The sequence below is a fragment of the Cryptosporangium arvum DSM 44712 genome, from assembly GCF_000585375.1.
Taxonomy (GTDB): domain Bacteria; phylum Actinomycetota; class Actinomycetes; order Mycobacteriales; family Cryptosporangiaceae; genus Cryptosporangium; species Cryptosporangium arvum.
The window spans coordinates 4,999,774-5,012,500 of record NZ_KK073874.1 but is presented as its reverse complement, the minus strand read 5'-3'; the positions used below and the strand labels follow the sequence as shown (position 1 = coordinate 5,012,500).

Sequence of the window (12,727 nt, the reverse complement as noted above, 5' to 3'; positions counted from 1 at the left end):
GATTTGATCGACGACGGTGTCGAAGGGACAGCTCCCCCCATGGCCCAGAACGACGAATTAGCGCGCTCCGAGCGTTGCTGCGGTTGGTACGAACGGGTCGAGGCGGCTCGCACGACCAAGGCTCTGTACGCAGCGCTGGAACGCGTCCCCTGCGATTCCTGTAACCGTCATCTGGCGGCGAGTGAGGTTCCCGAGCCGCTCAAGGCGGCCTGGGAGCCCTACGTCCGGCAGCCGAAGCCCCGGCGCATGCCCCGTGCGCTGGGGTTCTGGCTGCTCCGTCATCCCAACCGGGAGTTAGTGGCGGCGTCGTAACGCACCGGCCTTCCGCGTCTGCTTCCGCGGGCGCGGAGGGCCGCCGGTCATCGCCCGGCCCGCGTCCGCCGGCGGAGCACCATCGCGACGCCCACGGCGCCCCCGGCCGCGAGGAACACGAGCGCGACCACGCTCGGCCAGATCGCGTCCTCGTACCGCGGCAGCGCCCCCAGGCCGACGGACACGCAGCCGACGCTCATCAGCCCGAGCTCGCCCGCGGCCCACCAGAGCGTCGCCGGGCTCGACCCGTCGGCGCCGGTCAGCCGTCGGGCGATCACCCCTCTCCGGCCCGGAGCGTCGGGCGACCACCGCACCGCGGTCGCCGTGAACGCGCTGAGCAGCCCGATGGCCAGCAGGATCACGGCCCCGCCGAACGCCAGCACCGTCATCGTCATCCCCGCCGTCCCTGGTCCGCTGTGTGCGCTCCAGGATCGCGGGCGTCGCGCGGGCGGACCGTCGCGCCGCCGACACGGCATCCGTCAGGGCGGCGTCAGGAGCGCCTCGACGAGCGAGTACGGGACTCCCACGACCGGCTCGTCCGGCGTGAGCGACAGCGCGACCTCGGCGCCCGCACCGCCGTCCTCCCGGCCGACGACCACCGTGGACGTCCGCCCGTCGCTGCGCACCTCGGTGTAGACGACCCCGCCACCGAGGTAGCCGCTGAGCGCGTCGGCGTTGACCCCGAGGTCCCGGAGCAGCTCGGCGTGCACGGCCCGCGGCGGGGCGAGCACCGGGAACCCCTCCGCGTCACCCCGCCCGGGCGGCGGCTCCCCGGGGAACACGGCCGCCGCGATCACGGCGCGCCCGGCCGTGACCGGCACCACCACCGTGCGTTCCCCGGTGTCCGAGACTCCGGTGACGGTGACCGACGCCTCCGCCCCGAACCGCACCACCGAGATCAGGCCCTGAGCGGAGTCCCGCTGCACGGCCGCCACTTCAACCAAGAACCGCCCTTGCGTTACCGCGGTGGTGGTCATCGGTTGTTCGCCGCATTCCTGACCCAGTCCGGACACTTCGGATCGCCCGAGCAGAATGCGGTTACGACCCCGAACGATCCGCTGCCGACGTTCCGAAAGTCCACGCCCACCGTCACATCGACCGTCTCCACAATCTCGCACCGGCGAAACAGCCACCATCCGGAGCACCGTACATGGTGCACCGGGGTGACGTAGTTGTATTTCGTCCCGGCGACGAGGGACCGGCTCTCCGGATACCGGGTAGTCAGCCGGACGGCGGCGACATTGAGATTGTGGTACCGAGTCACTTTCTCGTATCCCCATCCGGTTTTGCCGTTCCACGAGCCGCGGCGCAGATAGACAGTCGCTCCGGTGGCGTCGGACCAGGAATCGACTACGTCGTAACGGGGATCGGGCGGTTTCGGTGCCGCCCAGGCGGGTGGGGCCGGCGCGACGAGAATGGCAATCAGCGCACCGACGACGGCGACGAACGACCTGTTCGTGAGCATGGCAAAGACAACTCCTGGCTCGGAATCGCGGGTGAAAACTGGCAGTCCGGCTGGCTGCGCAGCTCTACACGACGCGATTCAGCGTCAGGTTCGGTCGTCCCGCGACATTGCCGAGGAAGGCGCCACTGGCGTCACTCGAAAGATATCCGGCCTCAGAACGTGCAGGGCATCGAGCGGATCGCGTGGATGAAAGCGCCCGGTACGTACTGCGGTTCGCCGGCCTGCAGCTGGGGCACCTGCCGGAACAGTTCCCGGAAGATCGCCTTGAGCTGCACCTTCGCCACGTTGCTACCGAGGCAGTAGTGCACGCCGCCGCCGCCGAACGCCACGTGCGGGTTCGGTTTGCGCGACAGGTCGAACCGCTCGGGGTGGTCGAAGACCGACTCGTCCATGTTGCCCGACGCGTAGAACATGACGACCTTGTCGCCCTCGTCGATCTGCTGGCCGTGCAGCTCGAACGGCACGGCCGCGGTACGGCGGAACGTCATCACCGGCGTCGCCCAGCGCACGAACTCCTCGACCGCGCTGCCGATGCGCCCTTCGAAGTCCTCGAGCAGCCACTCCCGCTGCGCCGGGAACAGCGAGAACGCCCGCATCGCGTGCGACGTCGTCTGCCGGGTCGTGTCGTTGCCGGCCACCGAGAGCAGCACGAAGAACGCGGCGATCTCGGCGTCGGTGAGCCGCTGCCCGTCCACCTCGGCCTGGGTCAGGTTCGTCATCAGGTCGTCGGCCGGGTGCTCCCGGCGTCGGGTCGCCAGGTCCGACGCGGTCTGGTGCAGCACGAACAGCGAGTCGAGCAGCACCTGGACGGGGTCGCGACCGGCGGTGAACTCCGGGTCCGCCGCCGACACCAGCGCGTTCGCGTGGTGCACCACCGACTCCCACTCGGACTGCGGGATGCCCATCATCCGGGCCAGCGTCCGGATCGGCAGCTTCGCCGAGCAGTGCTCGACGAAGTCGACGTCCGGCCCGCCCCGCACGAGCTCCTCGACGACCGTCCGCGCGTCCTGTTCGATCTCCGCCGAGATCCGGGAGATCTGGCGGGCGGTGAACGCCGCGCTGACCAGCTTGCGGATCAGCGTGTGCCGGGGCGGGTCCATCGCGAGGAACGACTGCGACGCCTCGAGCAGCTCCTCGGGCGCGTTGCCGAACATCACCCCGCGCCCGGACACGAACACGTCGCTGCGCCGGCTGACCTCCACGATGTCCGCGTGCCGCACGACCGCCCAGAAGCCGGGGTCGTCCGGGTCGTCCATCAGCCCGCTCTCGGGCATCGGGTGCCAGGAGACGGGGCGCTGGGCGCGCAGCGCGGCGAACGTGCGCTCGCGCTCGGGCGCGGTGCTGGTCCAGAACTCCATCGAGCTGACGTCGATGGGGTCGTACGTGCGGGTCGAGGTCACGGTCGCTCCTGCCGCCGTCGTTGGTAGCGAGCGAACCGATGTTAACGCTGATTCAGTCGCTTCAGGACCTTCTCCTCCGACCAGACCTCCGCGTACTTCGCGGCCAGGTCGAACAGGCTCGCCTCGTGCGGCCGCGGATCCCGGTCGCCGACGGCGTCGGCCACGACGATCGGTACGTAGCCCGACGAGATCGCGTCGACCGCGGTGGCGCGCACGCAGCCGGACGTGCTCACCCCGCAGAGGACCAGCGTGTCGATCCGCCGCGAGGCGAGCGTCGCGGCCAGCGAGGTACCGAAGAAGGCGCTGGCGTACTGCTTGGTGACGACGAGATCGCCGGGTTCCGGCGCCACCTCGGGCATCACCTCGCCGAGCGACCCCGCAGCGCCGGCCGCGAAGTGACGCAGCGCGCCGACCTTGCGGTAGAACAGACCGCCGTCGGCTCCGCCCGCCGCGTACACGACCTTGGTGACGATGACCGGCACCCCCGCGCTCCGGGCGGCGGTCACGACCCGGGCGGCGGAGTCCAGGCACGAGCGCGATCCCAGGTACAGCTCCGCGCCGGGCTCGAAGTACGCCCGCACCATGTCGATGACCAGCACCGCCGGGGAGCGGCCCCAGTCCAGCGGCTGCCCGAACCCGGCGCCGGCGTAGTCGTCGGAGAGTTCCACTGTCACCTCCGGTGCGGCCCGGGCGCACCCGGGCCGCACGTCACGTCAGGGACGAACCGCGGTCGCCGGGTCGCGCGGCGCCGGGAGCCCGGTCTCTTCGAGGCTGCGTTCGAGGATCTCCTCGAGCGGCGGCCCCATGTTGAACACCGATGGTGCCGGCCGCGTCGCCCGCAACCGCTCACGCAGCTCGGACGTCGCCGACGCGTCGAGCCCGCCGTCCGGGTCGAGCACGACGCCGTACCGCTCCGCGCCGGACGCCGACACCAGCCCGCGCCGCACCTCCAGCTCGACGAGCTCCGGCGCGCGTTCCAGCGGGTCGCCCCACCCGCCGCCGCCCCAGGTGACGAAGTGCAGCACGTCCCCGACGTTCACGGCCACGTCGTGGACCTTCGACGCCAGGATCTCCCGCGACCCGTCGGCGCGGTCGATCCACTTGCGCCCGCGGGCCCCCGGGTCGCCGCCGTTCACGCCCCACGGGTAGGTGAGCCACCGGTCGTCGTGGATCGCGATCGTGCCCGGCTGCAGGAACCGGTACGCCACGTCGACGCCGTTGCCGCCGCGGTGCAGGCCCGCGCCGCCGGTGTCGGCGACGGTCTCCCAGCGCTCGATGCGCAACGGGTAGTACGACTCCAGGTACTCGCACGGGATGTTGACGAACGACGGCCAGAGCGAGTGGCCGTCGGGCCCGTCGCCGATCGGCCGGCCGGGGATGCCGCCGAACCCGATCGAGTACAGCTGGAACCACTCGCCGGCCCGCTCGCCGTCGGCGTAGTGCCCGGAGTACATGAAGTGCGGCGACGAGGAGAAGCCGGCCGCGTTGAGCAGGTCGGGGTTCTTCTGCCCGAGCAGCCCGCCGAACAGGTCGAAGATCCGCCCGATGCCGTGGTTGCGTGCGTTGAGCGCGGCCGGGTGCTTCGGTTTCCAGAACGAGTCTTCGGGGATCTTCACGTCGACGAGCGGATAGAACCCGTCGTTCCACAGGATCTGCGGGTCGGCCACGGTGATCATGTAGATCCCGAAGAACATCCGGGCCAGGTTGTCGTTGATGAAGTAGTTGATCGGCCCCGGCGACTGCGGCGCCGAGCCGGTGAAGTCCAGCAGCACCTTGTCGCCGGTGCGGGTCAGCGACAACACCAGCTTGTACGGCCCGTAGCCCACGCCGTCGTCACAGATGTAGTCGGAGAAGCTGATCGTCTCGCCGTCGGCGAAGATCGTCGTCAGCAGCGTCTTCATCGCCTGGTAGTTGCGGTCGAGGAGGGCGTCGAGGGCCGCCACGTACGTCTCGACGCCGAAGCGTTCGCACAGCTCCTGGATCCGCCGGGACGCCGTCCGGCAGGCCGCGACGATGCCGTTGAGGTCGGCGCGGTTCCACTCGGGCTGACGCACCTGGTTGAGGATGATCCGCAGCGCGTCCTCGTTGAGCACACCGCCCGCATACAGCTTGAAGGGCGGGATGATGACGCCCTCCTCGTAGATCGTGTGCGCGTCCGTGGGCATCGAGCTGACGGTCTTGCCGCCGACGTCGGACATGTGCCCGAACATCGACGACCAGCCGACGACCCGCCCGCCGACGTAGATCGGCATCACGACGAGCCAGTCGTTGGCGTGGCTGATCGCGCCGTCGCAGGAGTACGGGTCGGACGTGAGCAGCACGTCGCCCTCGCCGATCGTGCCCTCGTAGCGGTCGAGAAGCGACGGGATCGAGAGCCCGAACTGGCCCACGACCATCCGGCCGGACGGGTCGCCGATCAGCGGGAACTCGTCGTGCTGCTCCCGGATACCCGGCGAGAGCGCGGTGCGGAACAGCACCTCGTCCATCTCGTACCGGGCGTTGCGCAGCGCGTTCTCGATGATGTCGAGCGTGACCGGGTCGACGTCGACGGCGGCCAGCGGCTCGGTGTTCGTTTCCAGGATCTCGGCCATCACGCCTCCTCGGCGACGGGACGAATGAGCAGGCTGCCGGTGGGGTGCACGGTCGCGGCGTGGCCGGGTAGCACGAGCGTCGTCGAGTCCATCTCGGTGACGATCGCCGGGCCGGTGACGACGTCGCCGGCCCGCAGCTTCGCCCGGTCGTAGACGCCGGCCTCGGTGGTGGCGCCCTCGACGTAGATCGAGGTCGTGGTGCGCAGCGCGTCGGACGGGTCGGCGCCGCCCTCGGCCAGCTCGACCGGTTTCACGTGCGGGCGCGGCCCGGTGGCGGCCGCGCGGGCGCTGACCAGCTCGTGCTCGTTGCGCGTCAGCAGGAACGAGAACAGCCGCTCGTGTTCGGTGTCGAACGCCGAGCCCAGCGCCTCGAGGCTGAAGTTCTCCAGGTCGACGCTCACCGTGATCTCGAAGCCCTGCCCGTGGTAGCGCAGGTCGGCCTGGTAGCTCAGCGTCTGCTCCGAGCGCGGCACCCCTTCGGCTTCGAGCGTGGCGATCGCCTGCTCGGCCAGCTCGGAGTAGAGCCCGCGGACCTCGTCGTCGGTGAGCTCGGAGAACCGGCGGATGTAGGTGCGTGCCGCCTCGTCGCGCAGGCCGGTGGTGGCGTCGCCGTAGGCACACAGCACCCCCGGCGACGGCGGGATGATCACCGGCCAGGCCCCGGTGAGCTTGCCGAGCGCGTTGGCGTGCAGCGGCCCGGCGCCGCCGAACGCGACGAGCGCGAAGTCACGCGGGTCGTAGCCCTGCTGCACCGAGACCAGCCGCAGCGCACCGAGCATGTTCTCGTTGACGATGTCGATGATTCCCGCGGCGGCCGCCTCGACCGACCCCAGCCCCACGCCGTCCTGCACCCGGGCCACCGCGGCCCGCGCCGCGTCGCGGTCGAGCGCGATCTCCCCGCCGGCCAGTTCGGACGGCAGGTACCCGAGCACCACGTTCGCGTCGGTGACGGTGGGTTCGACTCCGCCCTTGCCGTAGGCGGCCGGGCCCGGGTCGGCGCCCGCCGACTGCGGCCCGACCCGGAGCGCCTTCGTGAGCTCCGGGACGTGGGCGATCGATCCGCCGCCGGCGCCGACCGTGCGGACGTCGACCGAAGTGGACCGGACCTTGAGGTCCCCGACCTGCGTCTCGCGCCCGATCCGCGGCAGACCACCCTCGACCAGGGCGACGTCGGTCGAGGTGCCGCCCATGTCGAACGTGAGCAGATCGGGGTAGCCGGCGCGGCTGGCCGCCCAGACCGCGCCGGAGACGCCGCCGGCCGGGCCGGACAGCAGCATCGACACCGGGTTGTCGGCCGCGGCCCCGGCACTGGCCAGGCCGCCGTCGGAGCGCAGGATGTAGAGCTTGCGGCTCAGCCGCCCGCTCATGTTCTCCAGGTAGCGCGCGACCTGCGGCTGCACGTACGCGTTGGCGACGGTGGTGATCGTGCGCTCGTACTCACGCAGCTCGGGCAGCACCTGCGAGGAGATCGACACCGGGATGCCGGGCAGTTCCTCGGCGGCGATCGCGGCGATGCGGTCCTCGTGCCCGGACCACACGTACGAGTTGATCAGCGCCACCGCGAGGGCCTCGATGCCCTGATCGCCCAGCGTGCGCAGCTTCCCGCGCAGGTCGTCCTCGTCCAGCGGGGTGACGATCGTGCCGTCGGCGCCGATCCGTTCGATCGCCTCGACGGTGTTCTCCAGCGCGGCCAGCGGCTCGGGTTTGGGCCAGATGATCCAGCCGGCCAGCCCGCCCGGCACGAACGACCGCGCGATCTGCAGCACCTGCCGGAACCCGGCCGTGGTGACGAGCCCGACGGTCGCGCCCTTGCCTTCGAGGATCGCGTTGGTGGCGACCGTGGTGCCGTGCAGCACCTGGCCGACCTCGTCCACGGTGGTGCCGGCGGCCGCGCACACCTTCTCGATGCCGGTGAGCACGCCGACGGACTGGTCGTGGGGGGTGGAGGGGGTCTTGGCGCGGAACGACTCGCCGCTGTCTTCGTCGATGAGCAGGACGTCGGTGAACGTGCCCCCGACGTCCACACCTAACCGGTAACGCATGCCACGCGCCTTCCTATCAGATGATGCCGGCTCCGCTGAGCCGTGAGATTTCGTCGTCCGGCAAGCCGAGAAGGCCTCCGTAGATCTCCTGGTTGTGCTGGCCGAGCTCCGGTCCGGTGGCACGCACTGTGCCAGGGGAGGCCGACAGTTTCGGGAACACGTTCTGCATCGCGACCGGGCCGAGGTTCGGGTCGGGCACGGTGACGATCGCGTCGCGCGCGGCGAAGTGCGGATCGTCGAACATGTCCATGGCCTTGTAGATGCGCCCGGCCGGGACGCCGCCGTCGTGGAGCGCCTCGAGGAGTTCCTCGGTGTCGTGCCGGGCGGTCCACGCGGCGATCAGCCCGTCGAGCTCGTCCATGTACTCGCCGCGCGCGCCGTGGGTGGCGTACCGCGGGTTCTCGCGCAGCTCCGGCTGCCCCATGACCGCGGCCAGCCGTCCGAACACCGAGTCCTGGTTGGCGGCGATCAGGACGCTGTCGCCGTCACGGGTCGGGTAGACGTTGCTCGGAGCGACGTTCGGCAGCACCGGGCCGGTGCGTTCACGCTGGTAGCCGGCCTGCTGCCACTCCGGGAGCAGCGACTCCATCAGGCCGAGGACCGACTCGTAGATCGCCGCGTCGACGACCTGGCCCCGCCCGGAGTTGTCCCGCTCGTGCAGGGCCACGAGCGTGCCGAGCGTCGCGTGCATCGCGGCCAGCGAGTCGCCGAGCGAGATACCGGCGCGCGAGGGCGGCTGGTCGGGCGAACCGGTGACGTACCGGATGCCGCCCATCGCCTCGCCGATCGAGCCGAACCCGGCGCGGGCGGCGTACGGACCGGTCTGGCCGTAGCCGGTGACCCGGGTGACGACGAGCTTCGGGTTGATCTCCCACAGTTTCTCCGGCGCGAGACCCCAGCGTTCGAGGGTGCCCGGGCGGAAGTTCTCCAGCAGGACGTCGGACTGCTCGACCAGCCGGCGCAGCAGGTCCTGGCCCTCGGGGGAGCGCAGGTTGGCGGTGACCGACTTCTTGTTGCGTGCCACCACCGGCCACCACAGCGACCGTCCGTGCGGCTTCTCGCGGCCCCACTGGCGCATCGGGTCGCCCTTGGCCGGGTCCTCGACCTTGATCACCTCGGCGCCGAAGTCACCGAGCAGTTGCCCGCAGAACGGGCCGGCCAGTAACTGGCCCAGCTCGACGACGCGGACGTCACGCAACGGCAGCGGGCGGGTCATCGGGGGTCCTCCTTGGAGCGGGGGCCGAGCAGTGAGGCGCGTGCGGAGTACAGGTGGGCGTGCATGACGGCTTCGGCCCAGGCGCCGTCGCGGGCGCGCAGCGCGGCGACGATCTCGTGGTGGTGGGCACAGCTACGGCGGCGGGCGTCCTCGTCGAACGCGTGCAGGGTGCGGAACAGCACCGACGCGTGGATGAGCTGGTTGACCGTGCTGGTCAGCACCGAGCTCTCGGACAGGCCGTTGATCAGGCCGTGGAACTGCGCGTTGAGCCGCAGTACGTCCTCCAGCTGCCCGGCGTCCGAGCAGCGGGTCAGCTCGGTCGCGATCTCGTCGAGGCGGTCGAGGTCCGCGTCGGACACCCGTTCGGCGGCGGTGCGCGCCGCGATGCCCTCGACGTGGGCGCGGATCGCGAAGATCGCGTCCAGGTCGGCGTGCGGGTGCTCGACGACGCGGGCGCCCTTGTTGGTGGTGATCTCGACGAGCCCGTCGGCCGCGAGCCGGCGCAGCGCCTCCCGCACCGGGGTGCGGCTCACGCCGAGCGTCGCGGCGAGTTCGGCCTCGCCGAGGCGCTCGCCGGGCACGTACTCCCCGCCCAGGATGCGGGTGCGCAGCTCGTCGGCCGCGCGATCGCTCGCTGCCGTCATCGGAGGGCCCTTCGTTCGCCGATTGCATACATGTAGTGGATGAGTTCCCAGTTCTTCAAGGGGTTGGACGGTTGTTTCTCGCGCATTGCATACATTCCACGTCGATGCTAAACACTGACGCATGGTGGAGATCGTTGAGGTCGGACCGCGCGACGGCCTGCAGAACGAGAGCGCGCTGGTGCCGACGGCCGCGAAGATCGCCTACATCGAGGCGCTGATCGCCGCCGGCGCCCGGCGGATCGAGGCCACCAGCTTCGTGCACCCGAAACGCGTGCCCCAGATGGCCGACGCGGAGGCGGTGATGGCCGGCGTGCCGCGCCCGCCCGGCGTCCGCTACATCGGGCTCGTGCTCAACGAGCGCGGGCTCGACCGCGCCCTGGCCGCCGGCGTCGACGAGGTCAACGTCGTGCTGGTGGCCAGCGAGACGTTCAGCCACCGCAACCAGGGCATGAGCGTCGCCGAGGCGGTGCGGTCGTTCGCGGCGGTCAGCGGCCGGGCCCGCGCCGCCGGGCTCGGGGTCACGGCCACGATCGGCGCGAGCTTCGGGTGCCCGTTCGAGGGCGAGGTCGCTCCGGCGACGGTGGCGGGCCTGGTGCGTGACTGCGCGGACGCCGGCGCGGACGAGATCGCGCTGGCCGACACCATCGGCGTCGGCGTGCCGGCGGACGTCGTGCGGCTGGTCGAGGCCGCGCGCGACGTCACCCGGTTACCGCTGCGGTTCCACTTCCACAACACCCGCAACACCGGGTACGCGAACGCGCTGACCGCGGTCGAGCAGGGCGCGGCGGCGCTGGACGCGAGCGCCGGCGGCATCGGCGGCTGCCCGTTCGCCCCGAACGCGACCGGGAACATCGCCACCGAGGACCTCACCTACGCGTTGCGCCGCTCCGGGATCGCGTCCGGGCTGACGCTCTCCGGCGTCGTCGGCGCGGCCGCCCTCATCGAGAACGAGCTCGGGACGCAGGTTCCCGCGCTGCTCGGCCGCGCCGGCGACTTCCCGGGTGCGCTCAGCCCCGAGCGCTGATCAGCGCGGCGAACTCCTTCGGGTGGTCGAGGAAACCGGTGTGGTCGCCGGGGAACAGCGTCGGCGTCGTGCCCAGCGCAGTGGCCAGCGCCCGCGACGTGCGGTCGCAGAGCTGCCCGGCGGACTCCTCACCGATGCCGACCTCCACCGTCGCGGTACGCAGCACCTCGAGGTCGGGGCGCCAGTACGACGTGCCGCGCAGCATGCGGACGAACCCGTAGTACTCGTCCTCGGCCGCCCGGCCCTCGCGCGGACCGCCGAACATCATCTCGAACACCTCGCCGGGCAGGTGGATGTTCGCGTTCGCCAGGAACTTCACCCAGGCGCCGCGGTGGTCGCCGGCCAGGTAGGTCGCGATCATCTCCTCGGTCTTCGCACGCCGCTGTGCGCGGTCGTCGAGCAGGTCGATCAGCGGCGGCTCGTGTGCGATCACCGCGCGCACCGACCCGGGGTGGCGCTGCGCCAGCGCGAGCACGCTCACCGCGCCGCCGCTGGAGCCGAACGCGACCGCGGGCCCGGCGTCGGCGTGCGCGATCAACCGGGCCAGGTCGTCGGCGCGGTCCTCGGGCGTCGAGTCGCGGTCCGGGTCGTCGACCGTGCTGCGGTTGATGCCTCGGGGGTCGGTGGTGAGCACGGTGTGGTCGAGCGCGAGCAGGTCGGCGACGCCGGTGAACGCGTCGGCGTCCATCGGTGCACCGGCGAGCACCACGAGCGGTCCGCGTCCGCGCAGCTCGTAGTGCAGTCGTGCGCCGGGTACGTCGAGCATGGGGTTCCTCCTGGATCGGGGCTTCGAGAGGGAGACCGGGTTCGTCGGGCAGACTCATCGCTCGTGGCGGAAGTTTTTCTCGACGACGACCTGAGCCGGGCGCTGGCGGGCGACGATGCGGCCTTCGGCCGCCTGGTCGGCCCGCTGCAACCGGAGCTGCGCGCGCACTGCTACCGGATGCTCGGATCGATCCACGACGCCGACGACGCCCTGCAGGACGCGCTCGTGCGCGCCTGGCGGGGGCTGGCCCGGTTCGAACGGCGCAGCTCGCTGCGGACCTGGCTCTACACGGTGGCCACCCGGGTGTGCCTGGACGCGCTGGCCCACCGCGGCCGCCGGGTGCTGCCGGTCGACCTGGGCCCGGCGTCCGACCACCCGGTCGCCACCGACGCCCCGGCGGCCGACGTGCCATGGCTGACCCCGTTCACCGGCCCGGACGGCGCCTACGAGCAGCGCGAGGCCGTGCAGCTGGCGTTCGTCGCCGCCTGCCAGCACCTGCCGGGCAACCAGCGGGCCGCGCTGCTGCTCTTCGACGTGCTCGGCTTCACGGTGGCCGAGATCGCCACCACGATGGACACCACGGTGGCGTCGGTGAACAGCGCGCTGCAGCGGGCCCGGGCCCGCGCGCCGCTCCCGGCGACCCAGCCGGCCGACGACGCCCGGCTGCGCCACACCGTCGCGGGCTTCGCCGGCGCGCTCGAGCGGGGGGACGCCGACGCGTTCGTGGCCCTGCTCACCGCCGACGTGACGTGGTCGATGCCGCCGCTGCCGCACTGGTACTCCGGGCGTGAGGCGGTGCGCGGGTTCGCGGCGGCGGTGCCGATGGCGCACTGCGGTTCCTGGCGGCACCGACCGGTCCGGGCCAACGGGGGACCGGCCGTCGCCTCCTACCTCGCCGACACCCCCTCAGGCCCGTATCGTCCCTGGTCGGTGAACGTTTTTGACTTCGCGGGCGAGAAGATCGCGGCGATCACGTCGTTCATCGGTGCGGAGTACTTCGAGGCCTTCTAAGGCCTGCGCCGACGCCGCTCTAGGGCAAAGTGGCGATGCCGGGACCCCCCTTAGACGACCACCGTAAGGTGCATGTTCTCGATCACCGAAGAATTCGCGAAGGCCCAGTACGACTACACCCGTGAGCGCCTCGGCACCGGTCCCCGCCGCGCCGACACCGAGCAGAGTCCGCGTCGGCACCGGGCCGGCGTGTTCACGCTGCTGTTCGCGCGTCACCGGCTGCAACCGTCGGCGCCCGACTGCTGATCATGACGTC

13 protein-coding genes are annotated in these 12,727 nt (G+C 71.4%); 3 read left to right on the top strand and 10 right to left on the bottom strand.

From position 1 onward, the window contains the following. Nucleotides 1-359: 359 nt before the first annotated feature. The 9 genes from CRYAR_RS22575 to CRYAR_RS22540 all read right to left on the bottom strand — a co-directional run bounded on the left by CRYAR_RS22575 (nt 360) and on the right by CRYAR_RS22540 (nt 9,670). A complete protein-coding gene (locus tag CRYAR_RS22575; protein ID WP_035855059.1) occupies nt 360-707 on the bottom strand; it encodes a hypothetical protein in 348 nt (115 codons plus the stop codon). Nucleotides 708-791: 84 nt separating this feature from the next. Beyond that, on the bottom strand, nt 792-1,238 hold the full coding sequence (locus CRYAR_RS22570; RefSeq protein WP_157017983.1) for a hypothetical protein: 447 nt from the start codon (nt 1,236-1,238) through the stop codon (nt 792-794). Nucleotides 1,239-1,285: 47 nt separating this feature from the next. Continuing rightward, nucleotides 1,286-1,777 carry a hypothetical protein gene (locus tag CRYAR_RS47495; RefSeq protein ID WP_157017981.1) on the bottom strand — a complete coding sequence of 164 codons (492 nt, stop codon included), beginning with the start codon at nt 1,775-1,777 and terminating at the stop codon, nt 1,286-1,288. 152 nt (nt 1,778-1,929) lie between these two features. Beyond that, a complete protein-coding gene (locus CRYAR_RS22565) occupies nt 1,930-3,135 on the bottom strand; it encodes a cytochrome P450 (protein WP_084701966.1) in 1,206 nt (401 codons plus the stop codon). 83 nt (nt 3,136-3,218) lie between these two features. Next, nucleotides 3,219-3,845 carry an isochorismatase family protein gene (locus CRYAR_RS22560; RefSeq protein WP_035855056.1) on the bottom strand — a complete coding sequence of 209 codons (627 nt, stop codon included), beginning with the start codon at nt 3,843-3,845 and terminating at the stop codon, nt 3,219-3,221. A gap of 45 nt (nt 3,846-3,890) precedes the next feature. Next, the gene (locus tag CRYAR_RS22555) at nt 3,891-5,768 is read right to left on the bottom strand and encodes a hydantoinase B/oxoprolinase family protein (RefSeq protein ID WP_035855055.1); all 1,878 of its coding nucleotides are present in this window, start codon (nt 5,766-5,768) and stop codon (nt 3,891-3,893) included. Next, nucleotides 5,768-7,810, bottom strand: coding sequence for a hydantoinase/oxoprolinase family protein (locus tag CRYAR_RS22550; protein WP_035855054.1), 2,043 nt, complete (start codon nt 7,808-7,810; stop codon nt 5,768-5,770). The genes CRYAR_RS22555 and CRYAR_RS22550 overlap by 1 nt, the downstream gene beginning before the upstream one ends. Before the next feature lie 16 nt (nt 7,811-7,826). Beyond that, nucleotides 7,827-9,026, bottom strand: a complete 1,200-nt coding sequence (locus tag CRYAR_RS22545) for a CaiB/BaiF CoA transferase family protein (RefSeq protein ID WP_035855052.1) — start codon at nt 9,024-9,026, stop codon at nt 7,827-7,829. Further along, nucleotides 9,023-9,670 (bottom strand): GntR family transcriptional regulator, encoded by a 648-nt coding sequence (locus CRYAR_RS22540; RefSeq protein ID WP_035855051.1) that lies wholly within the window; start codon nt 9,668-9,670, stop codon nt 9,023-9,025. The genes CRYAR_RS22545 and CRYAR_RS22540 overlap by 4 nt, the downstream gene beginning before the upstream one ends. Nucleotides 9,671-9,791: 121 nt before the next feature. Between CRYAR_RS22540 and CRYAR_RS22535 the strand changes: the two genes are divergently transcribed. Beyond that, nucleotides 9,792-10,694: a hydroxymethylglutaryl-CoA lyase gene (locus CRYAR_RS22535; RefSeq protein WP_035855050.1), complete on the top strand. Its 903-nt coding sequence runs from the start codon at nt 9,792-9,794 to the stop codon at nt 10,692-10,694. On the opposite strand, the gene CRYAR_RS22530 is transcribed toward CRYAR_RS22535, so the two are convergent. Continuing rightward, on the bottom strand, nt 10,678-11,460 hold the full coding sequence (locus CRYAR_RS22530; RefSeq protein ID WP_051570804.1) for an alpha/beta fold hydrolase: 783 nt from the start codon (nt 11,458-11,460) through the stop codon (nt 10,678-10,680). The two genes, CRYAR_RS22535 and CRYAR_RS22530, sit on opposite strands and share 17 nt — an antisense overlap. A 63-nt stretch (nt 11,461-11,523) precedes the next feature. Between CRYAR_RS22530 and CRYAR_RS22525 the strand changes: the two genes are divergently transcribed. Together CRYAR_RS22525 and CRYAR_RS47490 are read left to right on the top strand one after the other, a co-directional pair. Next, nucleotides 11,524-12,471: a sigma-70 family RNA polymerase sigma factor gene (locus tag CRYAR_RS22525; RefSeq protein WP_035855047.1), complete on the top strand. Its 948-nt coding sequence runs from the start codon at nt 11,524-11,526 to the stop codon at nt 12,469-12,471. A gap of 72 nt (nt 12,472-12,543) precedes the next feature. Further along, nucleotides 12,544-12,717: a hypothetical protein gene (locus tag CRYAR_RS47490; RefSeq protein WP_157017979.1), complete on the top strand. Its 174-nt coding sequence runs from the start codon at nt 12,544-12,546 to the stop codon at nt 12,715-12,717. Nucleotides 12,718-12,727: the final 10 nt, after the last annotated feature.